The 25,310-nt window shown below is 66.9% G+C and carries 28 protein-coding genes; 19 read left to right on the top strand and 9 right to left on the bottom strand.

Going from position 1 to position 25,310, the window contains the following annotated elements:
* The 3 genes from exbD (at position 1) to BGO20_RS05920 (ending at position 1,620) form a co-directional block, all read left to right on the top strand.
* Positions 1-447 (top strand): TonB system transport protein ExbD, encoded by a 447-nt coding sequence (exbD, locus tag BGO20_RS05930; RefSeq protein WP_291661922.1) that lies wholly within the window; start codon positions 1-3, stop codon positions 445-447.
* Complete coding sequence (locus tag BGO20_RS05925) at positions 444-1,301, top strand: energy transducer TonB family protein (protein ID WP_291661923.1); 858 nt, start codon at positions 444-446, stop codon at positions 1,299-1,301. Before exbD ends, BGO20_RS05925 begins: the two co-directional genes overlap by 4 nt.
* Positions 1,302-1,371: 70 nt before the next feature.
* Positions 1,372-1,620, top strand: a complete 249-nt coding sequence (locus BGO20_RS05920; RefSeq protein WP_291661925.1) for a hypothetical protein — start codon at positions 1,372-1,374, stop codon at positions 1,618-1,620.
* A gap of 22 nt (positions 1,621-1,642) precedes the next feature.
* On the opposite strand, the gene BGO20_RS05915 is transcribed toward BGO20_RS05920, so the two are convergent.
* The 8 genes from BGO20_RS05915 to BGO20_RS05880 all read right to left on the bottom strand — a co-directional run bounded on the left by BGO20_RS05915 (position 1,643) and on the right by BGO20_RS05880 (position 10,093).
* The gene (locus BGO20_RS05915; protein WP_291661926.1) at positions 1,643-2,467 is read right to left on the bottom strand and encodes an inositol monophosphatase family protein; all 825 of its coding nucleotides are present in this window, start codon (positions 2,465-2,467) and stop codon (positions 1,643-1,645) included.
* The gene (locus BGO20_RS05910; protein ID WP_291661928.1) at positions 2,464-3,306 is read right to left on the bottom strand and encodes an endonuclease/exonuclease/phosphatase family protein; all 843 of its coding nucleotides are present in this window, start codon (positions 3,304-3,306) and stop codon (positions 2,464-2,466) included. The genes BGO20_RS05915 and BGO20_RS05910 overlap by 4 nt, the downstream gene beginning before the upstream one ends.
* A gap of 16 nt (positions 3,307-3,322) precedes the next feature.
* Entirely contained in the window at positions 3,323-4,186 is an 864-nt protein-coding gene (locus BGO20_RS05905) for a carbohydrate ABC transporter permease (RefSeq protein ID WP_291661930.1), read from the bottom strand.
* Entirely contained in the window at positions 4,183-5,061 is an 879-nt protein-coding gene (locus tag BGO20_RS05900; RefSeq protein ID WP_291661932.1) for a carbohydrate ABC transporter permease, read from the bottom strand. The genes BGO20_RS05905 and BGO20_RS05900 overlap by 4 nt, the downstream gene beginning before the upstream one ends.
* Before the next feature lie 11 nt (positions 5,062-5,072).
* Positions 5,073-6,362 (bottom strand): ABC transporter substrate-binding protein, encoded by a 1,290-nt coding sequence (locus BGO20_RS05895; RefSeq protein ID WP_291661933.1) that lies wholly within the window; start codon positions 6,360-6,362, stop codon positions 5,073-5,075.
* A 54-nt stretch (positions 6,363-6,416) separates the two neighbouring features.
* Positions 6,417-7,454 carry an ABC transporter ATP-binding protein gene (locus BGO20_RS05890; RefSeq protein ID WP_291661934.1) on the bottom strand — a complete coding sequence of 346 codons (1,038 nt, stop codon included), beginning with the start codon at positions 7,452-7,454 and terminating at the stop codon, positions 6,417-6,419.
* 313 nt (positions 7,455-7,767) lie between these two features.
* Positions 7,768-8,916, bottom strand: a complete 1,149-nt coding sequence (locus tag BGO20_RS05885; protein WP_291661936.1) for an acyl-CoA dehydrogenase family protein — start codon at positions 8,914-8,916, stop codon at positions 7,768-7,770.
* Positions 8,917-8,929: 13 nt separating this feature from the next.
* Positions 8,930-10,093, bottom strand: coding sequence for a dihydrodipicolinate synthase family protein (locus tag BGO20_RS05880; RefSeq protein ID WP_291661937.1), 1,164 nt, complete (start codon positions 10,091-10,093; stop codon positions 8,930-8,932).
* Positions 10,094-10,259: 166 nt separating this feature from the next.
* Between BGO20_RS05880 and BGO20_RS05875 the strand changes: the two genes are divergently transcribed.
* The 10 genes from BGO20_RS05875 (at position 10,260) to tam (ending at position 19,758) form a co-directional block, all read left to right on the top strand.
* Positions 10,260-11,312 carry a LacI family DNA-binding transcriptional regulator gene (locus tag BGO20_RS05875; protein ID WP_291661939.1) on the top strand — a complete coding sequence of 351 codons (1,053 nt, stop codon included), beginning with the start codon at positions 10,260-10,262 and terminating at the stop codon, positions 11,310-11,312.
* Positions 11,313-11,333: 21 nt separating this feature from the next.
* Positions 11,334-12,926 carry an acyl CoA:acetate/3-ketoacid CoA transferase gene (locus tag BGO20_RS05870; protein ID WP_291661940.1) on the top strand — a complete coding sequence of 531 codons (1,593 nt, stop codon included), beginning with the start codon at positions 11,334-11,336 and terminating at the stop codon, positions 12,924-12,926.
* A complete protein-coding gene (locus BGO20_RS05865; RefSeq protein ID WP_291661941.1) occupies positions 12,923-13,696 on the top strand; it encodes an enoyl-CoA hydratase/isomerase family protein in 774 nt (257 codons plus the stop codon). The genes BGO20_RS05870 and BGO20_RS05865 overlap by 4 nt, the downstream gene beginning before the upstream one ends.
* A gap of 1 nt (position 13,697) precedes the next feature.
* Positions 13,698-14,459 (top strand): 3-ketoacyl-ACP reductase, encoded by a 762-nt coding sequence (locus BGO20_RS05860; protein WP_291661943.1) that lies wholly within the window; start codon positions 13,698-13,700, stop codon positions 14,457-14,459.
* A gap of 110 nt (positions 14,460-14,569) precedes the next feature.
* On the top strand, positions 14,570-15,238 hold the full coding sequence (locus tag BGO20_RS05855) for an amino acid ABC transporter permease (RefSeq protein WP_291661944.1): 669 nt from the start codon (positions 14,570-14,572) through the stop codon (positions 15,236-15,238).
* A 7-nt stretch (positions 15,239-15,245) separates the two neighbouring features.
* A complete protein-coding gene (locus BGO20_RS05850) occupies positions 15,246-15,896 on the top strand; it encodes an amino acid ABC transporter permease (RefSeq protein ID WP_291661946.1) in 651 nt (216 codons plus the stop codon).
* A gap of 42 nt (positions 15,897-15,938) precedes the next feature.
* Positions 15,939-16,775 (top strand): transporter substrate-binding domain-containing protein, encoded by an 837-nt coding sequence (locus tag BGO20_RS05845; protein WP_291661947.1) that lies wholly within the window; start codon positions 15,939-15,941, stop codon positions 16,773-16,775.
* Between the two features lie 143 nt (positions 16,776-16,918).
* Positions 16,919-17,704: an amino acid ABC transporter ATP-binding protein gene (locus tag BGO20_RS05840; RefSeq protein ID WP_291661948.1), complete on the top strand. Its 786-nt coding sequence runs from the start codon at positions 16,919-16,921 to the stop codon at positions 17,702-17,704.
* Between the two features lie 8 nt (positions 17,705-17,712).
* A complete protein-coding gene (locus BGO20_RS05835) occupies positions 17,713-18,870 on the top strand; it encodes an AGE family epimerase/isomerase (protein ID WP_291661949.1) in 1,158 nt (385 codons plus the stop codon).
* Between the two features lie 99 nt (positions 18,871-18,969).
* Positions 18,970-19,758 carry a trans-aconitate 2-methyltransferase gene (tam, locus tag BGO20_RS05830; protein WP_291661951.1) on the top strand — a complete coding sequence of 263 codons (789 nt, stop codon included), beginning with the start codon at positions 18,970-18,972 and terminating at the stop codon, positions 19,756-19,758.
* A gap of 23 nt (positions 19,759-19,781) precedes the next feature.
* Here tam and BGO20_RS05825 read toward each other — a convergent pair whose 3' ends face one another.
* On the bottom strand, positions 19,782-20,492 hold the full coding sequence (locus BGO20_RS05825) for a YcbK family protein (protein WP_291661952.1): 711 nt from the start codon (positions 20,490-20,492) through the stop codon (positions 19,782-19,784).
* 330 nt (positions 20,493-20,822) lie between these two features.
* On the opposite strand from BGO20_RS05825, the gene BGO20_RS05820 reads away from it, so the two are divergent.
* The 6 genes from BGO20_RS05820 to nuoE all read left to right on the top strand — a co-directional run bounded on the left by BGO20_RS05820 (position 20,823) and on the right by nuoE (position 25,303).
* Complete coding sequence (locus BGO20_RS05820) at positions 20,823-21,203, top strand: NADH-quinone oxidoreductase subunit A (protein WP_465246004.1); 381 nt, start codon at positions 20,823-20,825, stop codon at positions 21,201-21,203.
* Positions 21,204-21,269: 66 nt separating this feature from the next.
* A complete protein-coding gene (locus BGO20_RS05815; RefSeq protein ID WP_291661953.1) occupies positions 21,270-21,854 on the top strand; it encodes a NuoB/complex I 20 kDa subunit family protein in 585 nt (194 codons plus the stop codon).
* Between the two features lie 41 nt (positions 21,855-21,895).
* The gene (locus BGO20_RS05810; RefSeq protein WP_291661954.1) at positions 21,896-22,501 is read left to right on the top strand and encodes an NADH-quinone oxidoreductase subunit C; all 606 of its coding nucleotides are present in this window, start codon (positions 21,896-21,898) and stop codon (positions 22,499-22,501) included.
* Positions 22,501-22,944, top strand: a complete 444-nt coding sequence (locus tag BGO20_RS05805; RefSeq protein WP_291661955.1) for a GFA family protein — start codon at positions 22,501-22,503, stop codon at positions 22,942-22,944. Before BGO20_RS05810 ends, BGO20_RS05805 begins: the two co-directional genes overlap by 1 nt.
* A complete protein-coding gene (locus BGO20_RS05800) occupies positions 22,941-24,131 on the top strand; it encodes an NADH-quinone oxidoreductase subunit D (RefSeq protein WP_047578401.1) in 1,191 nt (396 codons plus the stop codon). The genes BGO20_RS05805 and BGO20_RS05800 overlap by 4 nt, the downstream gene beginning before the upstream one ends.
* The gene (gene nuoE / locus BGO20_RS05795) at positions 24,131-25,303 is read left to right on the top strand and encodes an NADH-quinone oxidoreductase subunit NuoE (RefSeq protein WP_291661958.1); all 1,173 of its coding nucleotides are present in this window, start codon (positions 24,131-24,133) and stop codon (positions 25,301-25,303) included. Before BGO20_RS05800 ends, nuoE begins: the two co-directional genes overlap by 1 nt.
* Positions 25,304-25,310: the final 7 nt, after the last annotated feature.

Below are 25,310 nucleotides of genomic sequence, written 5' to 3'. Positions count from 1 at the left end.
ATGGCCGTCTCACTCAAGGACCCGCAGGACGGCGATCTCGGCGAGGTCGCCGACATCAACGTCACGCCCTTCATCGACGTCATCCTGGTGCTGCTGATCATCTTCATGGTGGCGGCGCCGCTCTCGACGGTCGATGTCGCGGTCGACCTGCCGGTTTCGAACGCCCAGCCGCAGCCGCGGCCCGAGACGCCGGTGTTCCTGACGGTGAAGGGCGACCTGTCGCTCACGCTCGGCAACGACGCCGTGCCGCGGGAGGCCCTGCAGGCGACGCTCGACCAGCGCACCGGCCAGGACCGCGAGCAGCGCATCTTCCTGCGGGCGGACGGCGCAGTCGCCTACCGCGAATTGATGGACGTGATGAACCTGCTGCGGAATGCCGGCTACCTCAAGATCGCGCTGGTCGGTCTCGAGGATACCGGGCAGGGCGCTACGGCGGCGAAGCCATGAGCCTGCGACGTCCGTCCCCGGCGCGCATTTGGCCTGCTGCGCTGCGCTGGGGCGCCGCGGCGTTCCTGGTGGCCGGAGTTCATGGCGCCGCCGGCTGGCTGGTCGCGAGCTGGGAGCCCGCCGAGGCCGCGGCCGGGGCACCGCCCGCGGCGGTGATGATCGAGCTCGCCCCGCTCGCGGTGGCGCCGGAAACGCCGCAGCAGGATATCGCGCCCGGCCCGCAGATGACGGAGGCGGAACCCGAGCCGCTGCCCGATCCCGTCGAGCCACCCAAGGATGTGGAGCCACTGCCGCAGGACGAGCCGGAACCGGTGGCGCTGCCGGAGCCGGAGATCAAGGTCCCGGAGCTTCCGCCATTGCCTGATCCGCTGGCGCTGCTGTCGCCCCCGCCGAAGCAGGAGCCGCCGCCGGCCAAGGAGGTCAAGCGCAAGCCGCCGCCGCGGCCGAAGGTCGTGCATCGGAAAAAACCGGTGAACCCCGACAAGCCCCGGGCGGAGCGGACATCCGCGCCGACCGCGCAGGCGCAGGCGGCCGCGCGCGCTGCGGCTCCGGCGGCCGGTGCAGCCACGGCCTCGCCGGCGGCGGCGGCGAGCTGGCGCGGGAGCCTCATCGCGCACCTCAATCGCTTCAAGCGCTTTCCGAGCGGGGCCAGTCCCGGCACTGTGCAGGTCGCCTTCAGCATCGACAGGCGCGGACGCGTGCTGTCGGCGCGGCTGGTACGCGGCTCGGGCGATGCGGCGCTGGACGAGGAGGCGGTGGCCATGATCCGCCGGGCGAGTCCGGTTCCGGCACCGCCGGACGGCCTTGGAGGCAGTTCGATCGCGCTCGCCGTGCCGATCAGATTCTCGCGATAGGACAGTGGCTGGGGTTGAACCGTGGCGCCGTCCGGCGGTTAATCCCCGAAAGCGCGGAGAGGAGACTGGGATGATCGGACCGAAACTCGCCGCCGGCCTCCTGCTGGCGCTCCTCTGCAGCGGCTGCGTCACGCTTGAGGAGCGGCGCGCGGCCGACGAGGCGCGCTGCCGTTCCTATGGGTTCCGGCCGGGCACGGAGGGGTTCGCCAATTGCCTGCTGCAGGTCGACCTCGACCGTTCGGCCGAGCGGCGTTACCAGTTCGAGCGCTTCGATGCCGATTTCGGCGGGGGGCCGTGGTATCACTGGCGGCGCTGGTAGCGGCCTGCAGTCCTTTACCGCCTTAGCCGAGCAGAACGGAGCGTATGGCTCGCCAGCTCTCGGCATCGGGCGCGCAGAGCAGGCCGGCCGGGCGCCCGGCCGGCGAATAAGTCCGGCCGTCGAGCAGGCGTGCATGGCCGCCGGCCTCGCTGTAGAGCAGCACGCCCGGCGCATGGTCCCAGGGATTGAGCACGCCATAGAGCAGGAATTGCAAGCGTCCGGCAGCCGCCAGCCGGTATTCCTGCCCGCAGCAGCGCAGCGAGCCGACTTCGAGGAAGGCCGGGAAACGGCCGGGAAGCGTGCTGCGCAGCGGCTCCGGAAAATATTGCCAGCTCGCCATGCCGTTCATCTGCCGCGTCGCGATGGCAGCTGCGACGCGCAGGTCGCGGCTCGCGCCGTCCGCGGAGGCCATCCATGCTCCTTCGCCGCGCAGGGCCATGGCGCTGTCGTCGGCTGTTGGATCGTGGATCACGGCGGCGACGGTCTCTCCCCGGACGACGACAGCGGCCATTACGGCGAAGAGCGAGAGGTCGCTGGCATAGTTCAGCGTGCCGTCGATCGGGTCGATGACGATGGCGAGGTCGGCTTGTCCCAGGTTGGCGAGGAGGGAGGGATCTTCCGTCACGGCCTCTTCGCCGATGAGCGCCGCGCCCGGGAAAGCCTTGGCCAGCTCGGCGCAGATGAAGCGCTCGGCGGCCTCGTCGGCCTCGGTGACGACGTCGACCGGGTTCTGCTTGGCGCGAATATCGCCCGCTGCCAGCCGCCGGAAGCGCGGCATCACCTCGCGCCGTGCCGCCTCGCGCAGGATGGCGTCGAGCCGCTCATGGTCCTGCCGGGTGAAGATCATCCGAGATCGAACTCGACCAGGATCGGCTGGTGGTCCGAGGCGCGGGTCTCGATGTCGTAGGTGATCGAGCGCGCCCGCTCGGCGAGGTCCGGCGTTGCCAGCACATAGTCGAGGCAGCCGGGCGGGCCATAGGTCTGGTCGCAGATGAAGGCGGAGGGCGGATGCGGCTCATCGCCCCGCAGCACAGGCCACAGATCGAGCAGCGGCGGGACATCGCCCGCGAACGGAACGAGCAACTCGGCCAGCCCGGCATCGTCGGGCCGCATGTTGAAGTCACCGGTGAGGATGGCGTTCGCCGCGTTCGGTGTCGGCGCATAGGTGTGCGGGCCCGGCGCACGCGGAGTCGCCTGTCTCGCTGCGGCCATGCGGTGGATTTGCCTGATGCCCTCGATCTGGGCCGAACGTAGCACGGGCGAGGAATACTCAAGATGGGTCGTCATCACCCGGAGCGGCCCGAAGGGCGTCTCGACCATCGCCTCCACGAGCACGCGCGGCATGTTGCGCGTTGCGGCCGCCTCCCAGGGCAGGACGTGGCGCAGTGCCTGCGCCACCGGCAATCGCGACAAGATGAGATTGCCGAAGCGCTTGCGGCCACCCGCCCCATCCGGGACATCGACGCCAACAGCCTCGATCGCGGTGAAGCCCGGCAGGAGTTCGCCGAACAGCGCGAACTGGTCGGTGCGGTCATTGCCGTCGAGATCGGGGAAGTTGGCCGCGACCTCCTGCAGGCAGAGCACGTCGAAATCCGCCATCTGCCGGGCATGGTTGATGATGCGATGCGGATCGACCTTCTCGTCGACGCCACGGGCCCACTGGATGTTCCAGGTGATCAGCTTCATCGGATCAGCCTCGGCGTCACTTGATGCCGGCGCGCATGAAGCTCTGCACGAACTGGCGCTGGAACAGCAGGAATCCGACGAGCAATGGTGCCGAGGTCATGAGGGTCGCCGCGCAGATCACCGCCCAGTCGATGCCTTGGTCGGCCGAGGAGAAGACCTGCAAGCCGACCGTCAGCGGCCGCGACTCGACGGAATTGGTCACCAGCAGCGGCCAGAGGAAGTTGTTCCAGTGATAGCTGACCGAGACGAGGCCGTAGGCGATATAGGTCGGCTTCGCCAGCGGCACATAGACCCGCATCAGCACCTGCAAAGGGCTCGCGCCTTCGACGCGCGCGGCGTCGTCGAGTTCCTTCGGCACGGTCTTGAAGGTCTGCCGCAGCAGGAAGATGCCGAAGGCCGAGGCGATATAGGGCAGGGCGATCGCGGGGATCGTGTCGATCAGGTTGACCTTGGCGAGCGTGCGGTAGTTCTCGACGATCAGCGCGTCCGGCATGATCATGAGCTGCGCCAGGATCAGCACGAAGGCGATGTCGCGACCCCAGAAATCCTGCCGCGCCAAGGCATAGGCCGCGAGCGTGCCCAGCACGATCTGGAAGGCCAGGATCATCGTGACCAGGATGAAGGTATTGAGGAAATAGCGGGCGAAGGGCGCGGCCGCCCAGGCGCGGGTGAAGTTGTCGAGCGTGAGCGGCGCGGTCAGCACGAAGCGCGTGGTGTATTCGGCCGGGTGGAACGCCGCCCAGACGGCATAGGCCAGCGGCAGCACCCAGAGCAAAGCGAGCAGGATCGCTCCCGCCGATTCCAGCGTGAGCGCGAGGCCCTTCGGCGCGTAGGGGTCGGCGCGCGTCGCGGCCGGGGCGGGACGTTGCGCGGCGCTCATTGATAGTGCGTCCTGCGTTCGAGCCAGCCGTACTGGACGAAGGCGACCAGCGCGAGCAGCGCCAAGAGCACGCAGGTCAGCGTCGCCGCATAGGCGGTGTCCCAGAAGCCGAAGCCGACCTGATAGATGTAGTAGAGCAGCAGCGTCGTCGCATTGTCCGGGCCGCCGCGCGTCATCACCACGATATGGTCGACCATGCGGAAGGCGTTGATCACGGCATTGATCAGCACGAACAGCGTGGTCGGCATCAGGAGCGGGAACTGGATGCGCCGGAAGAAGGTCCAGCGCGAGGCACCTTCGATCGCCGCCGCCTCGCCGAGGCTCGGCGGGATCGCCTGCAGCGCCGCGAGGTAGAAGATCATGAAGAAGCCGGCTTCCTTCCAGATCGCGACGATGGTGATGGCGTAGAGGGCGGTATCCGGCGAGCCCAGCCAGTTGGTCGAGCGCGCGCCGAACAGGCCCGTGACCTGCTCGAGTAAGCCGTATTGGGGGGTGTAGAAGAACAGCCAGATGTTCGCGACCGCAATCATCGGCAGGATCGTCGGCGTGAAATAGGCCATGCGCACGAGCGTGCGGCCGGCGATCCTGTCGTTGACCCAGACCGCCATCAACAACGCCAGCGCAATCGAGGTCGGGATGGTGCCGAGCGCGAACCAGAGGTTGTTGCTCAGTGCCTTCCAGAAGATCGGGTCGGCCAGCATCTGCTGATAGTTGTCGAGCCCGACGAAGCGCGCCGGGCGGCGCGCCTTCGGGGTCGAGTAGAAGCTCTCGATGAAGCTCGCGACCGCGGGCCAGTGGGTGAACAGGGCCAGGCACGCCATGGCCGGCAGCAGGAGCAGCCAGCCATGGATCGTCGCGGTCGCGCGGTTCGTCATCGGCTTCCGGATCAGCGATAGGCCTTGAGGATGCGCTCGGCCTCGGCCTGCGCGTCCTCCATCGCCTTCTGCGGCGTCTTGGTGCCGGTCAGCGCGGCCTGCAACCCGTCGTTCAGCGCCTTGGTGACGCGCTGGTTCTCATGGGTCGAGAGCTCGGCGACGGCGAATTCCAGCTGGTCGCGCGCGACGGCGGCCGGCGGGAACTCCGCGACGTATTTCTTCATCGCCTCGGTTTCGTAGGCCGCCTTGCTGACCCCGACGTAGCCGGTGTCGATCGACCATTGCGCCGCCCTCTCGGGCTGGGTGATCCACTTGATGAACTTGAAGGCGGCCTGCTGCTGGGCCGGCGTGGCCTTCTTCGAGATATAGAAGTTGCCACCGCCGGTCGGCGAGCCACGGCGCTTGTGGGCCGGCAGCATCGCGACGCCGAAGGGGAATTTCGCGTTGGTGCGGACGTTGGTGAGGTTGCCCGTGGTCGTCCAGATCATCGCGACCTTCTTCTCGAAGAAGTCCTTCGGCGTGGTGCCCCATTCGACGATGCCGGGCGGATGCACCTTGTACTTCTGCGCAAGGTCGACCCAGTACTGCAGCGCTTCGACGACACCCGGCTTGTCATAATAGGTGGTGTCGCCGGTGGGGTTCATCAGGATGGCATCGGCCTCCGTCGTCAGCGCCTGGAACAGCCAGTAGGGGAAGCCCGAGGACGGGATCTGCGTGCCCCACTGCGTGACGTTGCCGGACGCGTCGCGCTTCGTCAGCTTCCGCGCGAAGGCGAGATGCTCGGCCCAGGTCTGCGGCGGCTTCTCGGGGTCGAGCCCGGCCTCCTTGAACAGCTCCTTGTTCCAGTAGAGCACGATGGTCGAGCGCTGGAACGGAATGCCCCAGGTCTTCCCGCCGGTCTGGCTGTTCTCCATGAAGCCGGGATAGAAGCCGGCAAGCCACTTCTTGTCGTCCTCGGTCTTGATGAAGTCGTCGAAGGGCACGATCGCCTCTTCGTCGATCAGCGTGAACATGTCGGTGGAGAGCAACACCGAGGTGACCGGAGGCGTGCCGCTCTTATGCGCGGTCAGCGCCTTGACGATCGTCTCCTGATAGGTGCCGGCATAGATCGGCTTCAGCTTGATCGAGGGATTTTCCTTCTCGAAGCCGGCGGCATAGGCGTCGATCAGCTTGGTGATCGGACCGCCGACCGCGACCGGATAGAAGAAGGAGAGCTCCGCGTCCTGCGCCCGCGCGATTGCGGGAAAGGCCGTTGCGCCGGCAAGAGCGGCACTGCCGCCGAGAAATTCACGCCTGTCCATTATACCCTCTCTCCCTTGTTGGGATGGTTCGAGCGTCCGACTCGCGCGGCCGGTTCAGTTTCGAACCACCTTCCGTTCCGACGCCTGGTCGAACCAATGCAGCGCCGCTTGTGACAATCTGATGTAGATGGTCTCGCCGGCCGTCGCGCGGATCTTGCCCGGGCGCTTGACGATGAAGGAATGGCCGTCGATGCGCGTCTCGATCAGCGTGTCGGCGCCGAGATATTCAGCCGTCACCACCTCGGCTGCGATGCCGCTTTCGCCGATCTCCGTCATTTCGGGGCGAATGCCGACGGACAGCGCAGCCGGATCCAGGGCGGGGGGTGGGGTGATTGTCCCGCCGTGTGCCTGCACGGACGTCAGCGGCAGCACGTTCATCGGCGGCGTGCCGACGAAGCGGGCGGCGAAGATCGTCTGCGGGTTCTCGTAGAGGGCGTCCGGTGCGGCATCCTGCTCGATGCGGCCGTTGCGCATCAGCACGACCTGGTCGGCCATGGTCATGGCCTCGACCTGGTCGTGCGTGACGTAGACCATGGTCATGCCCAACCGCTGCTGCAGCTCGCGAATCTCGCGCCGCATCTCGACGCGCAGCTGCGCGTCGAGATTGGAGAGCGGCTCGTCCATCAGGCACACCGGTGCCTCGGCGACGATCGCGCGGCCGAGCGCGACACGCTGCTGCTGGCCGCCCGAGAGCTGGGAAGGCTTGCGGTCGAGCAGGTTCGCGAGCCCGAGGATGGCGGCCGCGCGGGCGAGGCGGGCGTCCCGTTCCGCACGGGAGACCTTTCGCACCTTCAGGCCGAACAGGATGTTCTCGGCGACCGAGAGATGCGGGAACAAGGCATAGTTCTGGAAGACCATCGCGATGCCGCGGCGCGAGGGGGCGGCATGTGTCACGTCGCGCCCGCCGATGGCGATGGTGCCGCCGCTCGAGTCCTCCAGCCCGGCAATCAGCCTGAGCGTGGTCGACTTGCCGCAGCCGGAGGGGCCGAGCAGGGCGACGAGCTTGCCTCCCTCGACCGTGAAGCTGATGCCGTCCACGGCGGCCGCGCCGCCCCAGCTTTTCGACACGGCCTTGAGTTCTACCGAAACCATTCGCGACCCGGCCGTTCCTGCAATCCATGGTAAGCCGGCGCAAGAGATCGCTGCCGGCGGCTCCGTGAGCGGGCGAGCTTGATGCCAAAATTCGCGTCGAGACAAGAGCGGCTCGCTCCCGGCGCGCATGGTTGCTGTGAGAGAACGCGCCTTTCACGACTTTGCTGGTGCTTGGCGTCAGGCCGAGGCGGCGGCGGAAGAGGTGGCGGAATGGGCCGCAACCCACCTCACGCGAGGCAGCCTCGGCAACGTCCGCCTCGCAAGGGCGATGGATCGGCCGCCGGCTGTCCGGCCCGACCGATCGTATTGGGCGTCAGGCGCCGTTCTTCACCAGCTCGCGCGCGATGATGGTGCGCTGGATCTGGTTGGTGCCTTCGTAGATCTGCGTGATCTTGGCGTCGCGATAGAGGCGCTCAACCTCGAAGCCGCGGATATAGCCGGAGCCGCCGAAGACCTGCACCGCATTGGCCGTCTGCGCCACCGCCATATCGCTGGCGAAACACTTCGCCATCGAGGAGGCGGAGGTCGCGGGCTTCTCGTGATCGATCAGCAAGGCGGCGCGCTCGACCAGTGCCCGGGCGGCAGCGATATCCTTGGCCATGTCGGCCAGGAGCCATTGCAGGCCCTGGTTGTCGAGGATCGGCTTGCCGAACTGGCGCCGGTCGCGGGCATAGCCAAGCGCCGCCTCCAGCCCCGCCTGCGCGATGCCGACCGCCAGCGAGGCGATGCCGACGCGACCCTTCTCCAGCACGCTCATCATGATGTGGAAGCCGCGCCCCTTGGGGCCGAGCAGCGCTTCGCGCGGCACAGTGACGCCATCAAACGTCAGCGCGCCGACCTGGCTCGCGCGCTGCCCCATCTTGTGCTCCTTCGGCCCGCGCGAGACACCGGGGGCATGCAGATCGGCCAGGAAGATGCTCATGCCGCGATGGCCGGCGGCGAGGTCGGTCGAGGCCAGCACGAAGCCGAGATCGGCAACGGGAGCGTTGTGAATCCAGAGCTTGCCGCCGTCGATGACGTAGCCTTCAGCCGTCTCGCGCGCGGTGGTGCGGACATTGGAAAGGTCGGAGCCCGCCTCGGCCTCGGTCAGGCAATAGGCGACGCGCGTCTTGCCCGCGAGGATGTCGGGCAGGCGCTTGAGCTGGTCGGGCGTGCCGTAGCGGGTCAGCAGCGTGCCGATCAGTTCGACGAGGCCGCACTGATCGGCAACCGAGGAATAGCCGCGCGAGAGTTCCTCCATGACGATGGAATACGCATAGGTATCGAGACCGGCGCCGCCATGCTCCTCCGGCACGGTGATCCCGAACAGGCCGAGCGCGCCCATCTGGCGGTAGATATCGGCCGGGAAGGCCTCGTCGCGGTCGAGATCGGCGGCGGCGGGCTTGACGACATCCGCGGCGAAGCGCCGGGCGGTCTCGCGGATCTGGTCGTAGATTTCGCTGTCGAGCAGGGGGGCATACATGGCTTGCCCTCCCTCAGGCGACGCCGTTGAGGGCGCAGAGATGCGTCATCCGCCGCGCCGCCAATTCGGGATCGATCAGCAGCCCCGACTGGTCGGCGAGGCGGAAGAGATCGGCATAATGCAGGATGCCGCGCGCGGATTCTGCGCCGCCGACCATCCGGAAATGGTTCTGGAAGCCGTTGAGCCAGGCGAGGAAGACGACGCCGCACTTGTAATGCTGCGTCGGCGCCTCGAAGAGCCGGCGCGAAAGCGCGACGGTCGGATCGAGGATGGCGTGGAAGCCGGCGCGGTCGCCCGCCTCCAGCTTGGCGAAGGCCGCAGCCGCTGCCGGCGCGATCGGGTCGAAGATGCCGAGCAGGCCGTGCGAAAAGCCCCGATCGTCGCCGCCGATCAGCTCGGCATAGTTGAAGTCGTCGCCGGTATACATCGCGACGCCTTCAGGCAGGCACCGCCGCATGGTGATCTCCTTGCCGGCGTCGAGCAGCGAGATCTTGATGCCGTCGATCTTGTCGGCGTGCTCGCGGATCAGGGTGAGCACCGTCTCCATGGCCGGCTCGAAATCGCGGCTGCCCCAATAACCGGCGAGCGCCGGATCGAACATCTCGCCGAGCCAGTGCAGGATCACCTTGCCCCGGCACTGCCGGATCAGGGGGCCGTACACGGCGAGATAATCGTCGGGGCTCTTGGCGACCCGGCAGAGCGCGCGGCTCGCCATCAGGATGATCTTGCCGCCATGCTCTTCAATATGGCCGATCTGCTCCTCATAGGCGCGGATCACGTCATCGAGGCTGTGCGCCTCCTGCGGAGCAAGCTGGTCGGTGCCGGCGCCGCAGGCGAGGTCGGCGCCGGGTGTGGCCTTGGCCTCGGCGAGCACGCGGGTGATCAGCTCGGCTGCGTTCTGCCAGTCCAGCCCCATGCCGCGCTGGGAGGTATCCATCGCTTCGGCGATCTTGAAGCCGAGGCCCCAGAGATGGCGCCGGAAGGCTAGCGTCGCATCCCAGTCGACGGCCGGCTCGCGCCAGGGATCGACCAGCTTCAGCGGGTCGGCGACGACATGGGCGGCGGCATAGACGGTGCGGATGCCGTTGGGCGTGGCCGTCTGCGGAAAAGGCGAAGGCGGCGCCAGCCTGTAGCGCGCGCTGCTGCCGTCGGGGCAGGGCAGGCTGATCTCGACCATCGCTTCCTCCATCGAATTTATTGGAACGTTCCAACAAAGAAACGTATTTCCAGTCTTATACAGCCGCATAAAATCGTTTGAAAGAGCGATATTGCACGCGGTGCCATTCGCTGATAATGGAACGTTCCAAGATAAGAACAGCGCGACGCGCATCAGGGACGAAACCATGTCGCAGCCGAAAGGCAGCAAGGGGAAGGTGACGATCATCGAGATCGCAGACGCTGCCGGCGTCTCGAAATCGACGGTCTCGCTCGTCCTCACCGGCCGCGGCGCAGTGAAGCCCGAAACCCGCCAGCATGTCCTGCAGACGATGGACCGGCTCGGCTATGTCTACAACCGCGGCGCCGCCAACCTGCGCAATGCGCAGTCCCGCATCGTCGGCCTCGTGCTCAACGACCTCTCCAACCCGTTCTTCGCGGAATTCGCGATCGGCGTGGAGAAGGTGCTGCAGATGGCCGGCTATGTCGCCTTCATGGCCAACACCGCCGAGAGCGTGGTGCGGCAGGAGCAGGTGATGCGGATGATGCGCGAGCACGGCGCCGGCGGCATCATCCTGTGCCCGGCGCTGGATACGCGGCCCGAGCATCTCGACTGGGTGAGGGCGGCCGGTACAGCATTGCTGGTGGCAATCCGCCGCTTGCCCGGCGCCGATACCAGCGTCGTGGTGCCGGAGAACCTCGCCGGTGCCAGTCGCGTTACTCGCCACCTGATCAATCTCGGCCATGAGCGCATCGCCTTTCTCGGCGGCATGCATTCCATGGTCGTCCGGCAGGAGCGGCATGGCGGCTTCCTCTCTGCGATGGAGGAGGCTGGCTGCAGGGTCGATCCGGCGCTGAACCTCGAGAGCATGCCAACGCGCGACGGCGGCTTCGGCGCGATGAGCGCCGTGCTCTCGCTCGCCGACCGGCCCACCGCGGTCGTCTGCTACAACGATGTCACCGCCATCGGCGCGATGCTGGCGGCGGCGCGGCATGGCCTCGTCGTGGGGCGCGACATCGCCATCGTCGGCTTCGACGACACCAGCGAGGCGCGCCATGTCTCACCCGCGCTCACCACCGTCGCGGTCGATCCCGTCGGCCTGGGCGAGCGCGCCGCAGCGCTGCTGCTCAAGCAGATTGCCGACCCCGCCGCCGAGCCGGAAAGCTTCATCGGCCCCGCCCATCTCGTCATCCGCGAATCCTGCGGCGCCTATCAGCGCGCGCTCGCCGCAGCCGGTTGAGTTCCATCAGAGACAAGATCCATGGCCTTTCCCCGCATCCTTTCAGCCGACGAAGCTGCTGCCCTGATCCCGGACGACGCGATCGTCACGGTCTCCTCCTCTTCCGGCCTCGGCTGTCCCGATGCCGTGCTGGCTGCCATCGGCCGGCGCTTCGACGCCTCCGGCCATCCCCGCAACCTGACGACGCTGCACCCGATCGCGGCCGGCGACATGTGGGGCGTCAAGGGCGTCGACCATATCGCCAAGCCCGGCCTGCTCGCGCGGATCATGGGCGGTTCCTACCCCTCCGGCCCGTCCTCGGCCGAGCCGCCCGCGATCTGGAAGATGGTCACTGGCAACGAGATCCCGGCCTACAATATCCCGAGCGGCATCCTGTTCGACATGCATCGCGAGGCCGCGGCCAAGCGCCCGGGCGTGCTGACCAAGATCGGCATGGACACCTTCGTCGATCCCAAGCACCAGGGCTGCGCCATGAATGCGCGCGCCATGGCCGAACCGATCGTGTCCCGCGTCGAATTCGACGGCGAGGACTGGCTCTATTTCCGCAGCATCGTGCCGAAGGTCGCGATCATCCGCGCCACCACGGCCGACGAGCGCGGCAATCTCTCCTACGAACATGAGGGCGGCCTGCTCGGCCCGCTCGATCAGGCACTGGCGGTCCGTAACAATGGTGGCATCGTCATCGCGCAGGTGAAGCGCGTGGTCGAGGCCGGCAGCCTCAACACGCAGGCCGTCTTCGTTCCCGGCATTCTCGTCGATGCGATCGTGGTCGCGCCCGACCAGATGCAGACGACGCAGACTGTCTACGATCCCGCCATTTCCGGCGAGGTCCGCCGCCCGTTGTCGAGCTTCGAGACGCCGGCCTTCGACGTCGCCAAGGTGATCGCGCGCCGGGTTGCGCAAGAGCTGCGCTACGGCGATGCCGTCAATATCGGCTTCGGAATTTCGGCCAATGTCCCGCGCATCCTGATCGAGGAAGGCCGTCACGGCGCCGTCACCTGGGTGATCGAGCAGGGTGCCGTCGGCGGCGTGCCGCTGCTCGAATTCCAGTTCGGCTGCGCCTCCAATGCCGAGGCGATCGTGCCCTCGCCCTATCAGTTCACCTACTTCCAGGGGGCTGGCTTCGACATGTCGCTGCTCTCTTTCCTGCAGATCGACCGCCAGGGCTGCGTCAACGTCTCGAAGCTCGGCGTGCGTCCACACGTCACCGCCGGCGCCGGCGGCTTCATCGACATCACCGCGCGGGCCAAGCGCATCGTCTTCTCCGGCTATTTCAGCGCCGCCGCCAAGCTCGCGATCGCGGACGGCAAGCTCGTCATCGAGAAGGAGGGCAAGGTGAAGAAGCTGGTCGAGGCTGTCGAGCATATCTCCTTCTCCGGCCCGCGCGCGATCGCACAGGGCCAGGACATCACCTATGTCACCGAGCGCTGCGTGATGAAGCTGACGAAGGACGGCATCGTCGTCACCGAGATCGCCCCCGGCGTCGATCTGGAGCGCGATATCCTCAGCCAGAGCGAGTTCCCGCTGCTGGTGCCGAAGCCGCCGAAGCTGATGGACGCCGCGCTGTTCGATGAGGCGCTGATCGGCCTCGAACTCCCCGCGAGGGCGGCATGAGCGACCCTGTCCGCCTCGACATCGCCTCGGGCATCGCGACGATCACGCTCGCCCGACCGGAAAAACTCAATGCGCTCGACGACGTCATGGTCGGGCTGCTCGGCCGCTTCGCCGACGCGATCGACGCCGACCGCTCGGTGCGTGCCGTCATCCTGACGGGCGAGGGCAAGGCCTTCTGCGCCGGCGGCGACATCGTCGTCTGGGGCGGGCTTTCGCCGCTGGAGATGGGCCAGGGCTGGGTCCGCTCCGGCCATCGCGTCTTCGACAAGCTGGCGCGGATGAAGCCGCCGGTCATCGCCGCGATGAACGGCCATGCGCTCGGCGGCGGGCTCGAACTCGCGGTCACCGCCGATATCCGCATCTGCGAGGCGCAGGCCAAGATCGGCCTGCCCGAGACCGGGCTCGGCATGATCCCCGGCTGGTCGGGCACGCAGCGTCTGGTCCGCCGTCTCGGCGGGCAGGTAGCGCGGCGCCTGGCGCTGACCGGCGAGATCGTCACGGCCGAGCAGGCCCTGACGCTCGGCATCATCGATCAGGTCGTCGAGAAGGGCGGGGCGCTCGCCGCCGCGCAGGCCATGGCCGAGCGCATCTGCCAGCGCGGGCCGGTCGCGAACCTCGTCGTCAAGCAGCTCATCAATGCGGCGGAGGACGAGGATAGCGGCGCGATCATGGAGACGCTGGCAAGCTCGCTCGTCTCCTATACGGACGACGTGAAGGAAGGTGTCACGGCGTTCCAGCAAAAGCGTACGCCGACCTATCGGGGGGAATGAGATGACGCGCCCCGTTGCTCTCGTTACTGGCGCAAGGCGTGGCATCGGCCGCGCCATCGGCGTAGCCCTCGCGAAGGCCGGGCACGACATCGCCTTCACCGACATCGCCGAGGACGAAGCGGTTGCCGAAGCCGCGAATCTGTTCGAAGCCGCAGGCGCGAAGGCGCGGTTCTTCAGGCACGATGTCGCGGCGGTTCCGAGCCATCCCGGCTTGGTCGCGAATGTCAAAACGGCCTTCGGCCGGCTTGACCTCTTCGTCTCCAACGCCGGCATCGGCGCGCCGATGCGCGGCGACATGCTGGAGATCACCGAGGAGAGCTTCGACCTCGTGATGGACATCAACCTGCGCGGCGCCGCCTTCCTGAGCCAGGAGGTCGCGAAGGCGATGCTCGCGGACAGGCCGGAGCGTCCCGCCATCATCTTCATCACCTCGGCTTCGACGGAACTGGTCTCGATCGACCGGGCGCAATACTGCGTCTCCAAGCTCGGCCTCTCGATGTGGGCCAGGGGGCTGGCCGTGAGACTGGCGCCGGAGGGAATTCCCGTTTTCGAGGTCAGGCCAGGCGTCATCCGGACCGACATGACGGCGAAGGTGGCCGCCCGATACGATGCCCGAATCGCGGAGGGGTTGATCCCGGCCGGACGTTGGGGCGAGGGTGACGACGTCGCCGCTGCGGTCGCCGGCCTGACGTCAGGGCAATTCGCCTATGCGACGGGAACGGTGATCAACGTCGATGGCGGGTTGCTCATTCCCCGATTGTAGGGTTTCTGCGGCGGCAAGAAGAGACCGGCGCGGAAGCCGGCCCGGATGGACTTGTAGAGGAAGGCGCATGAAGGCAATCCCGCTTTCGCCGCCCGGAGCGGGCGGCCAGCATGAGCTATGAATTCGACTTCGCCGACGTCTTCGCGGCTTGGCCGGAGCTGTTGCAGGGACTGGTCAACTCGCTGGTGCTGTCGGCCCTGGCGATGGCGATCGGCATGGTGCTCTCGGTTGCCGGCGCGCTGGGCAAGACATCAGGTCCGCCCTGGCTGCGCCGGATCATCGACGAATATATCGAGCTGATCCGCAACACGCCGTTCCTGATCCAGATTTTCGTGATCTATTTCGGCCTGCCGACCTTCGGCCTGAAGTTCTCGTCGAACGGCGCGGCGCTGCTCGCGCTCGTCGTCAATGTCGGCGCCTACGGCATCGAGATCATCCGCGCCGGGATCGAGAGCATCCAGAAGGGCCAGGTCGAGGCGGGCAAGTCCCTGGGCATGCGCCCGCTCCAGATCTTCCGCTACATCATCCTGAAACCGGCGATTCAGGCGATCTATCCGTCGCTGACCAGCCAGTTCATCCTGCTGATGCTGAACACCAGCGTCTGCTCGGCGATCGCGGCGAGCGAGCTGACGGCGGTGGCGGGCGACATCCAGTCGCGCACCTTCCGCAGCTTCGAGGTCTATTTCGTCGCCACATGCCTGTATCTCGCGCTGTCCGTCTTCTTCTGGACGGTCTTCGCCGGGATCGAACGCGCCTTCCTGCGCAAGCCGACACGGTAGGTGACCCATGCGCACGCTCGGATCAGGCGACATCATCTACATCATCATGGCGGTCCGCTGGACGCTGCTGCTCTCGCTCGTCGCCTTCCTCGGCGGGGCGCTCGGCGGTGCGCTGGTCGCGCTCGCCCGTACCAGCGATTTCAAATGGCTGAGGATCGTCTCGACCGGCTACATCAAGCTCTTCCAGGGTACGCCGCTGCTGATGCAGCTCTTCCTCGCCTTCTTCGTGCCGGGGCTGTTCGGCTGGTCGGTCGATCCCTGGACGGCGGCGGCGCTCGGCCTGTCGCTGCATGCCAGCGCCTTCCTCGGCGAGATCTGGCGCGGTGCGATCGAGGTGGTACCGCGCGGACAATGGGAGGCGGCGACCTCGCTCGGCCTGCGCTACTGGCCGAAGATGGTGCTGGTCATCGCACCGCAGGCGATCCGCATTGCGATTCCGCCGACGATCGGCTTCCTGGTGCAACTCATCAAGGGCACGTCGCTCGCCTCGATCATCGGCTTCGTCGAGCTGACCCGGGCGGCACAGATCATCAACAACGCCACCTTCCGCCCGTTCACGATCTTCGCGCTCGTCGCGCTGGTCTACTACGTCATCTGCCGGCCGCTCTCGGCCTACAGCAAGAGGATGGAGCAAAAGCTCCTCGTCGCCGCGCGCTGAACACGTCGACGCAACACCAGCCTACCTAGAGGAGAACGACCCATGTCCCTGTTTAAATCGATTTGCCGGCGTGGCTTCGGCGCGCTGGTCCTCGCCGGCCTAGCCGCCTCGGCGCTCAATACGGCGCCGGCCAAGGCGGCGACGCCCGACGAGATCAAGGCCCGCGGCAAGCTGATGGTCGGCGTGCTGACCGACTATCCGCCCTTCGGCGGCACCGATGCCAACCAGCAGCCGGCAGGCTACGATGCCGACGTCGCGGCGCTGATGGCCAAGGACCTCGGCGTCAAGCTCGAGCTCGTCCCGGTCACCGGACCGAACCGCATCCCGTATCTGCTGACCAACAAGGTCGACGTGCTGATCGCGACCTTCGGCATCACGCCGGAGCGCCAGAAGCAGGTGCTGTTCTCCAACCCCTACAGCACGCTGACGATCTACGTCCTCGCGCCCAAGAGCCTGAAGATCGAGAAGCCGGAAGACCTGAAGTCGGTGACGATCAGCGTCGCCCGCGCCTCGACGCAGGACATCGCGATCAGCGCGATCGCGCCTCAGGGCACGCCGCTGAAGCGTTATGACGACGACGCCACCGCCCTGCAGGCCCTGATCTCCGGCCAGGTCCAGGCGATGGGCGCGAGCAACACCATCCTGGCCCAGCTCAACAAGGACTATCCGCAGCTCGGCATCGAGCCGAAGATCACGCTGAAGGAGCAGGCCAACGGCATGGCCTTCCGCAAGGCCGACACGGCGCTGGCCGAGTATGCCAACACCTTCATCGCCAAGATCGAGGGCGATGGCGAGCTCTCGAAGATCAACCAGAAGTGGTTCGGCATCCCGCTCAAGAAGCTGCCGCCGATGCCGAAGTTCTCCGGCGACAAGTGGTGATGTCCGGCGGAGCGGCGGCCTCGCCTCGGGCCTGACCGAGGAAGATCGGCTGCTCTGCAGGATCGCTGCGACATCGCAAAGACGGATGCGCCCGGCTGCGGCCGGGCGCATCTTCCATCACCCCGTACCGAACGGTTTTCCAGATGACCGCCAGCGCCCCCGCCGATCATGCAATCGGCGACGTGATCATCGAGATGCGCCATGTCGACAAGTTCTATGGCGACTTCCATGTTCTCCGCGACATCGACCTGACGGTCTCGCGCGGCGAGCGCATCGTCATCTGCGGGCCGTCGGGTTCCGGCAAGTCGACGCTGATCCGCTGCCTCAACCAGCTCGAAGAACACCAGAATGGCGAGATCGTCATTGACGGCACCGCTGTCCACGCGAAGCTCAAAGGTATCGAGGACATTCGCCGCGAGATCGGCATGGTCTTCCAGAGCTTCAACCTTTTTCCGCATCTGACGGCCCTGGAGAATTGCACGCTCGCGCCGATGCGGGTGCGTGGCATTGCGAAGGCGGAAGCCGAGGCGAACGCCCGCAAGATCCTCGAGCGCGTCCATATCCCGGAACAGGCAAACAAATACCCGGTCCAGCTTTCGGGCGGGCAGCAGCAACGCGTGGCCATCGCCCGTTCGCTGTGCATGAATCCGAAGATCATGCTGTTCGACGAGCCGACATCGGCGCTCGACCCCGAGATGGTCTCCGAGGTGCTCGACGTCATGGTCGAGCTGGCCGAGAGCGGCATGACCATGCTCTGCGTCACCCATGAGATGGGTTTTGCCCGCAAGGTCGCCGACCGGGTGATCTTCATGGACGCCGGCGAAATCGTCGAGGTCGCCCCGCCTGAACGCTTCTTCTCGGCACCGGAGAACGAGCGGACGCGCAAGTTCCTCGGCCAGATCCTGCACGCGCAGACCCAGGCCCATTGAGCCGGTCGATGCTCGATCTTTCGCCTGACGGTCTGGAGCGCTGGACCTATGGGACGCTGATTCCGGCCTGGATCGCGCGCGCGGTCGATCGTGCCGACGGCGGATTCGTCGAGGAGTTCGCGGCGGATGGGCGACCGGTTGCAGCGCCGGATCGCGGCGCGCTGACGACGGCACGCCTGACCTACACCTTCAGCCACGCCGGCCGGCTGCGCGGCGATGCGGGCGCGCTGGAGGCGGCCCGCCACGGTTTCGCGCTACTGCTGAAAGCGCAGACTGCGAACGGCTATGTTCCGAAGCGCTTTCGACCGGACGGGAGCGCGAGCGTGCCGCGCCGCGACCTCTACGATCTCGCCTTCGTGCTCTTCGCTTGCGCCCACTATCACCGGGCGACCGGCGAGGCCGCGGCCATCCGCCTGGCGGAGGCGACGATGGACGGGATCGAGAGCGAGCTCACCGCCCCGCATGGCGGCTATGCGGAGGACGATCTGGGGACGCTGCCGCGGCGCCAGAACCCGCATATGCACCTCCTCGAAGCGTTCCACGCCCTGGCGGAGGCGACCGGCAATCAGCGTTGGCTTGACGCCGCCGGTCGCATCGTCCGGCTCGCGGCGGAACGCTTCATCGACGCGAACGGTACGCTGGGAGAGTATTTCGATACGATCTGGCAGCCTGTCGCCGGGGCTCCCGGCCGGTTGCGCGAACCCGGCCACCAGTTCGAGTGGGTCTGGCTGCTGTATCACCACCATCGCCTGACCGGCTGCGAAACGGCACGAGCGCTGGCCGAGGGGCTCCATCGCTTCGGCCTTGCACACGGCATCGACCGCGCGCCCGGCTGCGCGCCGCTCGTGCTCGACGGTATCGAGCCCGACGGCGCCGTGGTCGCAGCGACGAAGCTGCTCTGGCCGCAGACCGAGTTCGTCAAGGCGCTCGCCGCACGCATCGAATTTGCCGGCGACGAGGCGGCGACGAGCAGGCTGCCCGGTCATCTCGCCCTGATCTTCCGGTACTTCGTCGACGCGTCGACGGGGCTTTGGCACAACCAGCTCGATCGTGCGGGAACGCCGTTGCCGGTCGTGTTGCCGAGCCGGGTCCTCTACCATCTCTTCCTGTGTCTGGCCGAGGCCCTGCGTGTCCTGCCTCCGGCGCCGGTCAGGGCGGCGTCCTAGGCTGCCCCGGCGGCTGGCCTCGCGCTGGCCGCGGCCCTAGATTGCGCCGGCTCCGACGCGCTGGGCGCGGACCGCTCGAACTCCGGATGGGAATGCGCCATGAGCGCCAAGGTCGATTGGGATGCCGATCAGTATCTGCGCTTCGAGGACGAGCGGACGCGGCCCTCGCTGGATCTGCTCCAGGGCGTCAGGCTGACAGCGCCGGCGCGCTGCATCGACCTCGGCTGCGGTCCGGGCAACAGCACGGAACTGGTGGCGGCGCGGTTTCCGCAGGCCGCGGTCACGGGTCTCGATTCCTCGCCCGACATGATCGAAAAGGCGCGCAAGCGACTGCCACGGCTGTCTTTCGTCCAGGCCGATCTTGCCGGCTGGGCGCCGGAGGAGCGCTACGACCTGATCTTCGCCAATGCGGTGCTGCAATGGCTGCCGGATCACGAAGCCCTGTTCGCACGGCTGGCAGCGGCGCTGAAGCCGGGCGGCGTTCTGGCCGTGCAGATGCCGAACAATCTGGCCGAACCATCGCATGTCGCGATGGCGGAGACCGCGGCGGAGGGGCCCTGGGCGGTTCGCTTCGCGCATGCCACGGAAGCACGGGAGCCGCTCGGCAGCTTCTCCGACTATCGCCGCTGGCTCATGGAGGCGGGCTGCACCGTCCATCTCTGGCAGACGACCTATGTCCACGCTCTCGCCGATTGCACGGCGATCATCGAATGGTTCAAGAGCACGGCCCTGAAGCGCTATCTCGATCTGCTGCCGGCCGGCGAGCGCGAAGGCTTTCTGGCGAGCTACCGGGAACGCATCGCGCGCGCCTATCCGGCCGAGCCCGACGGCAAGGTACTGCTGCGGTTCCCGCGGTTGTTCATCGTTGCGACGCGGCGCGCGGCCTGACGGTCGCGCAGGCCCGCATCGGCTTACCAGGGCCGGCGCGGGCCGGTGTCGATATGGATCAAACCGTTCCAGTAGACGTGGTGGCCGCCGACCTCCGGCAACGATCGCGCCCATTCCAGGACGAGTCGCGGCCTGACGCCGGGAACGCGGAAATCCACTGCCTCGCAGCGCCTGTGATAAGAGCCGCGGCGCGCGCGCCAGGGCGGGCGCCAGGTCGAGGTCACCTTCACCGCTCCGTATTTCCCCGCGATCCTGCCGAGGATCGTCTTCAACCGTTCCGGCAGGCAGGCGATCGAGGTTCCCGGATCGGTCGAAATGCCCGGCCGGTCCGGCTTCTCGTTCGGATCGAACTGGGGCTCGGCTCCGGCCTTCTGGCCGGGCGTCAGCTTCGGCCATTCCGGGCCCTCGTCGTCGTCCGGCGGCTCGATCGCCGGCAAGGTTCCTTCGGCCTGTGGCGTTTCCGGGAGCGGGACGTCGGACCCGGGCGTTTCGGGTGAGGGAGCGGCCGGCGGCGTCCCTTCGTCGGCGGCGCTTGCCGGCGTCTCCCGCGGGGAGCGCTGGTGCGGCGGCACGACGATGGTGGGCAGCCTGGGGGTGCCCTCGAGATCGAGGTCGAAAGGACGCTGCGGCGGGAGGGGTGCACGCACGCTCTCGCCGGTCTGGGCGCGAACGGCGCCCGACAGCACGAGAAGCATGGCGAGGGTCAGGCTCGCCGGCAGGCAGGCGGGCGTCACGCCGGGCGCGGCGCGATGGCGGCCGCGCCGGATCGGATCGGGATCCGGAAATGCATGGGATGCCTTTCAAAAAAAGCAAGCCGTCCACCGGCGATTCGGCGAGGGCAGAGCCTGCCCATGCGCGGATAGCAAAAAAACCGGCGTTTACGATGGAATTTCGCCGCATGTTCGGGGAAGGCTCCGGAAGCGGGCCGCTTTTGCCTCATCCTGCGCCGCATTCAACCCGCCTGCGCGATTGTGCGGCGCGGCGGAGTCTTGCTTCATTCTAATCGACGGTCTAAGCGAACGGGGCGGCAGGCCTGCGTGGCCGCGCGCGAAGCGAGTTCGATGATGCAAGCTCTCCCGGTGCACTCCCTTCTGACCGACTATCTGCCGCTGGTGTTGTTCATCGGCGTCTCGGCGGTCATCGGCCTGGCGCTGCTGATCGCGCCCTTCGCCATCGCCTATTCGAAGCCGGACGCCGAAAAGCTCTCCGCCTACGAATGCGGCTTCAACGCCTTCGACGATGCCCGCATGAAGTTCGACGTCCGGTTCTATCTGGTCGCGATTCTCTTCATCATCTTCGATCTCGAGGTCGCGTTCCTGTTCCCCTGGGCCGTCGCCTTCGGCAGCCTTGGCTGGTATGGTTTCTGGTCGATGATGATCTTTCTCGGCGTGCTCACCGTGGGCTTCGTCTACGAGTGGCGCAAGGGCGCGCTGGAGTGGGACTGACTGTCCGATCGCGACGCGGCGCGCCGCTTCCTATCTGGCAGTTTTGACGTTCACGAGGATTAGGACATGGCAGTCACAGCGATCGATCGTGGTGATCCGCTCGTCGCGCCGGCCCCGAAAGGGTTGCTCGGCCCGGACGGCAAGCCCGTGGGAACGCGTGATCCGTTCTTCGTCGAGATCAACAACGAACTGGCGGACAAGGGCTTTCTCGTCACCGCCACCGACGATCTGATCAACTGGGCCCGCACGGGCTCGCTGATGTGGATGACGTTCGGTCTCGCCTGCTGCGCCGTCGAGATGATGCAGCTCTCGATGCCGCGCTACGATGTCGAGCGCTTCGGCTTCGCGCCGCGTGCCTCTCCGCGCCAGTCGGACGTGATGATCGTGGCGGGCACGCTGACCAACAAGATGGCCCCGGCGCTGCGCAAGGTCTACGACCAGATGCCGGAGCCGCGCTATGTCATCTCGATGGGCTCCTGCGCCAACGGCGGCGGCTACTACCACTACAGCTACTCAGTGGTGCGCGGCTGCGACCGCATCGTCCCGATCGACATCTATGTCCCGGGCTGCCCGCCGACGGCCGAGGCGCTGCTTTACGGCGTCCTGCTGCTGCAGAAGAAGATCCGCCGCACCGGCACGATCGAGCGCTGAGCGCTCTGTCGGTCGATGCTGCAGGCGATGAAGGTGAGACGATGAGCGAAGCGCTCGTACAACTCGGCGAAGAGATCAAGGCCGCGCTGCCCGGCGCGGTCACCGAGGCGGTCGTCGCCTTCGAGGAACTGACTGTTCATGCCGAGACGGCGTCGATCGTCGCGGTGCTGCGCACGCTCTACAGCGATCCGCGCTTCCGCTTCGTCAACTTCACCGACATCGCCGGCGCCGACTATCCCGGCCGCGAGAAGCGCTTCGACGTCGTCTACCATCTGCTGGCGCCGCACCATAACCGCCGCATCCGCGTGAAGGTGCAGACCGACGAGGCGACGCCCGTTCCCTCCGTCGTCGAGGTCTTCCCGGCGGCGAACTGGTTCGAGCGCGAGGCCTACGATTTCTACGGCATCCTGTTCTCCGGCCACCCGGACCTGCGTCGCATCCTCACCGATTACGGCTTCGAGGGTTATCCGCTGCGCAAGGACTTCCCGCTGACCGGCTTCGTCGAGGTTCGTTATGACGACGAGCAGAAGCGCGTCGTCTACGAGCCGGTGAAGCTCAACCAGGAATTCCGCAACTTCGATTTCCTCTCGCCCTGGGAAGGCACGGATTACGTGCTGCCGGGCGACGAGAAGGCGAAGGGGGCGTGATGGCGTCCAGCCACCAACCCCTGTCCGGCGGCTGTCTCTGCGGCGCGGTGCGCTTCACCGCGGCGCCCGAGAAGCAGGAGATGGATGTCTGCCATTGCGGCATGTGCCGGAAATGGAGCGGCGGCGTCTTCATGGCGGTGTCGTGCTCCGGCGTGTCCGTTGCGGACGAGCAGGCGCTCGGCGTCTATCCATCGTCCGACTGGGGTGAGCGGGTTTTCTGCAAGACCTGCGGGACGAGCCTGTTCTGGCGCCTGCGCGAAGGTGCGAACGGTCATGTCGCGGTGGCCTTCCAGGCCTTCGACGACCAATCGCCCTTCGACTTCGTCGCGGAGATCTTCATCGATGAAAAGCCGGCGCTCTATGCGTTTGCCGGCGATCGGCCACGGCTGACCGGGGACGAGTTCCTGGCCCGCGTCGCGGCAAAGCAGGGCGGCACGGCATGACCGAGCACAATATCCGCAACTTCTCGATCAATTTCGGCCCACAGCACCCGGCGGCGCACGGCGTGCTGCGCCTCGTGCTGGAGCTCGACGGCGAGATCGTCGAGCGTGTCGATCCGCATATCGGCCTGCTGCATCGCGGCACCGAGAAGCTGATCGAGGCCAAGACCTATCTCCAGGCGGTGCCCTATTTCGACCGGCTCGACTATGTCGCGCCGATGAACCAGGAGCACGCTTATGCGCTCGCGGTCGAGCGCCTCGCCGGCGTGACCGTGCCGCGCCGCGGCCAGCTCATCCGCGTGCTCTATTCCGAGATCGGCCGCATCCTCTCGCATCTGCTGAACGTCACCACGCAGGCGATGGACGTCGGCGCGCTCACGCCTCCGCTCTGGGGCTTCGAGGAGCGCGAGAAGCTGATGATCTTCTACGAGCGGGCCTGCGGCGCGCGCATGCACGCAGCCTATGTCCGGCCGGGCGGCGTGCACCAGGATATTCCGGTCTCGCTGATCCACGACATCGCCGAATGGTGCGACCCGTTCCTCAAGGTCTGCGACGACCTCGAAGGCCTGCTCAGCGACAACCGCATCTTCAAGCAGCGCAACGTCGATATCGGCGTGGTCGATCTCGAGACCTGCTGGAAATGGGGTTTCTCGGGCGTGATGGTGCGCGGCTCCGGCGCACCCTGGGATCTGCGCAAGTCGCAGCCCTACGAGTGCTACGAGGAGATGGAATTCGACATCCCCGTCGGCAAGAACGGCGACTGTTTCGACCGCTACCACATCCGCATGGAAGAGATGCGCCAGTCGGTCCGCATCATGAAGCAGTGCTGCGACAAGCTGCTGGCGCCCGATGGCGGCGGCCCGGTCTCCTCGCTCGACGGCAAGATGGTGCCGCCCAAGCGCGGTGAGATGAAGCGCTCGATGGAAGCGCTGATCCACCACTTCAAGCTGTATACCGAAGGCTACAAGGTGCCGGCCGGCGAGGTCTATGCCGCCGTCGAGGCTCCGAAGGGCGAGTTCGGCGTCTATCTGGTCTCGGATGGCACCAACAAGCCCTATCGCTGCAAGATCAAGGCCCCGGGCTTCGCCCATCTCCAGGCCATGGATTTCATGTGCCGCAAGCACATGCTCGCCGACGTCTCCGCAATCCTCGGCTCCCTCGATATCGTCTTTGGTGAAGTTGACCGCTGATGTCCGTCCGTCGTCTCGCACCTGATCCCGTCCAGCCCGCCTCCTTCGCCTTCACTGCGGCGAACGAGAACTGGATCGACCAGCAGATCGCCAAATATCCCGAAGGCCGGCAGGCGTCCGCCGTCATCCCGCTGTTGTGGAAGGCGCAGGAGCAGGAGGGCTGGGTCTCGCGCGCCGTGATCGAGACCGTCGCGAAGCGCTTAGGCATGGCTCCGATGCGGGTGCTGGAGGTCGCGACCTTCTACACCATGTTCAATCTGCAGCCGGTCGGCGAATATTTCGTCCAGCTCTGCGGCACCACGCCCTGCGCGCTACGCGGTGCGGAAGCGCTGAAGAAGGTCTGCGAGGAGGTCATCGGCCCGCAATCGACCGTCACCGCCGACGGCAAGCTGTCCTGGCTCGAGGTCGAGTGCCTCGGCGCCTGCTGCAACGCCCCGATGGCGCAGATCAATGTCGACTATTACGAGGACCTGACGCCGGCTTCCTTCCGCCAGCTTCTCGACGACATGCGCAACGGCCGGCCGACCAAGCCCGGCCCGCAGAACGGCCGCATCGGCTCCGAGCCCGAAGGCGGCCCGCAGACCCTGACCGACAAGACGCTCTACGACGGCTCTATGATCGGCGCCGGCGACTGGCGGAAGCGCATCGGCGAGCAGCGCAAGGCCGCTGCCGAGGCCGCCGCCGCCAAGGCCGCCGCCGAGGCGGAAGCCAAGAAGGCCGAGGCAACCCCGTCGGCCGTCGCCGCCAAGCCGGCGAGCGAGACAGCCGCTGCCGGTCGCCCGAAGCCCTCCGAGCCCGTCCAGCCTTCGGGCGCTGCGAACGACACGCCGGCCGCCAAGGGCAAGATGGACAAGAAGGATGTTGCCGAGGCGGCCAAGCCGGCGGCTGACGAGAGCAAACCCGAACTGCTGACCGCCGCGCGTGGCGGCAAGGGCGACGATCTCGAACTGATCTGGGGCGTCGGGCCGAAGCTGGCCAGGATGCTCAACGAGATGGGGGTCTGGCACTATGACCAGATCGCCAAATGGACACCGGCGGAGCTCGCCTGGGTCGATGCGCGACTGACCGGCTTCAAGGGCCGGGCGCTGCGCGACGACTGGATCGCTCAGTCGAAGAAGCTCGCGACGGGCTGGCGCCCGGAGTCGAAGCTTGGCGACAAGCCGGCAGAGTGAGGCACCA

This window comes from Allobosea sp. 67-29, from assembly GCF_001898115.1.
In the GTDB taxonomy this organism is placed as follows: domain Bacteria; phylum Pseudomonadota; class Alphaproteobacteria; order Rhizobiales; family Beijerinckiaceae; genus Allobosea.
This window is presented reverse-complemented; position numbering and strand designations above follow the sequence as displayed.

Bases quoted from the DNA above. Each gene is read 5' to 3' on its own strand.
- exbD (WP_291661922.1), top strand. From the start codon at position 1: ATGGCCGTCTCACTCAAGGACCCGCAGGACGGCGATCTCGGCGAGGTC.
- BGO20_RS05925 (WP_291661923.1), top strand. From the start codon at position 444: ATGAGCCTGCGACGTCCGTCCCCGGCGCGCATTTGGCCTGCTGCGCTG.
- BGO20_RS05920 (WP_291661925.1), top strand. From the start codon at position 1,372: ATGATCGGACCGAAACTCGCCGCCGGCCTCCTGCTGGCGCTCCTCTGC.
- BGO20_RS05915 (WP_291661926.1), bottom strand. From the start codon at position 2,467: ATGATCTTCACCCGGCAGGACCATGAGCGGCTCGACGCCATCCTGCGC.
- BGO20_RS05910 (WP_291661928.1), bottom strand. From the start codon at position 3,306: ATGAAGCTGATCACCTGGAACATCCAGTGGGCCCGTGGCGTCGACGAG.
- BGO20_RS05905 (WP_291661930.1), bottom strand. From the start codon at position 4,186: ATGAGCGCCGCGCAACGTCCCGCCCCGGCCGCGACGCGCGCCGACCCC.
- BGO20_RS05900 (WP_291661932.1), bottom strand. From the start codon at position 5,061: ATGACGAACCGCGCGACCGCGACGATCCATGGCTGGCTGCTCCTGCTG.
- BGO20_RS05895 (WP_291661933.1), bottom strand. From the start codon at position 6,362: ATGGACAGGCGTGAATTTCTCGGCGGCAGTGCCGCTCTTGCCGGCGCA.
- BGO20_RS05890 (WP_291661934.1), bottom strand. From the start codon at position 7,454: ATGGTTTCGGTAGAACTCAAGGCCGTGTCGAAAAGCTGGGGCGGCGCG.
- BGO20_RS05885 (WP_291661936.1), bottom strand. From the start codon at position 8,916: ATGTATGCCCCCCTGCTCGACAGCGAAATCTACGACCAGATCCGCGAG.
- BGO20_RS05880 (WP_291661937.1), bottom strand. From the start codon at position 10,093: ATGGTCGAGATCAGCCTGCCCTGCCCCGACGGCAGCAGCGCGCGCTAC.
- BGO20_RS05875 (WP_291661939.1), top strand. From the start codon at position 10,260: ATGTCGCAGCCGAAAGGCAGCAAGGGGAAGGTGACGATCATCGAGATC.
- BGO20_RS05870 (WP_291661940.1), top strand. From the start codon at position 11,334: ATGGCCTTTCCCCGCATCCTTTCAGCCGACGAAGCTGCTGCCCTGATC.
- BGO20_RS05865 (WP_291661941.1), top strand. From the start codon at position 12,923: ATGAGCGACCCTGTCCGCCTCGACATCGCCTCGGGCATCGCGACGATC.
- BGO20_RS05860 (WP_291661943.1), top strand. From the start codon at position 13,698: ATGACGCGCCCCGTTGCTCTCGTTACTGGCGCAAGGCGTGGCATCGGC.
- BGO20_RS05855 (WP_291661944.1), top strand. From the start codon at position 14,570: ATGAGCTATGAATTCGACTTCGCCGACGTCTTCGCGGCTTGGCCGGAG.
- BGO20_RS05850 (WP_291661946.1), top strand. From the start codon at position 15,246: ATGCGCACGCTCGGATCAGGCGACATCATCTACATCATCATGGCGGTC.
- BGO20_RS05845 (WP_291661947.1), top strand. From the start codon at position 15,939: ATGTCCCTGTTTAAATCGATTTGCCGGCGTGGCTTCGGCGCGCTGGTC.
- BGO20_RS05840 (WP_291661948.1), top strand. From the start codon at position 16,919: ATGACCGCCAGCGCCCCCGCCGATCATGCAATCGGCGACGTGATCATC.
- BGO20_RS05835 (WP_291661949.1), top strand. From the start codon at position 17,713: ATGCTCGATCTTTCGCCTGACGGTCTGGAGCGCTGGACCTATGGGACG.
- tam (WP_291661951.1), top strand. From the start codon at position 18,970: ATGAGCGCCAAGGTCGATTGGGATGCCGATCAGTATCTGCGCTTCGAG.
- BGO20_RS05820 (WP_465246004.1), top strand. From the start codon at position 20,823: ATGCAAGCTCTCCCGGTGCACTCCCTTCTGACCGACTATCTGCCGCTG.
- BGO20_RS05815 (WP_291661953.1), top strand. From the start codon at position 21,270: ATGGCAGTCACAGCGATCGATCGTGGTGATCCGCTCGTCGCGCCGGCC.
- BGO20_RS05810 (WP_291661954.1), top strand. From the start codon at position 21,896: ATGAGCGAAGCGCTCGTACAACTCGGCGAAGAGATCAAGGCCGCGCTG.
- BGO20_RS05805 (WP_291661955.1), top strand. From the start codon at position 22,501: ATGGCGTCCAGCCACCAACCCCTGTCCGGCGGCTGTCTCTGCGGCGCG.
- BGO20_RS05800 (WP_047578401.1), top strand. From the start codon at position 22,941: ATGACCGAGCACAATATCCGCAACTTCTCGATCAATTTCGGCCCACAG.
- nuoE (WP_291661958.1), top strand. From the start codon at position 24,131: ATGTCCGTCCGTCGTCTCGCACCTGATCCCGTCCAGCCCGCCTCCTTC.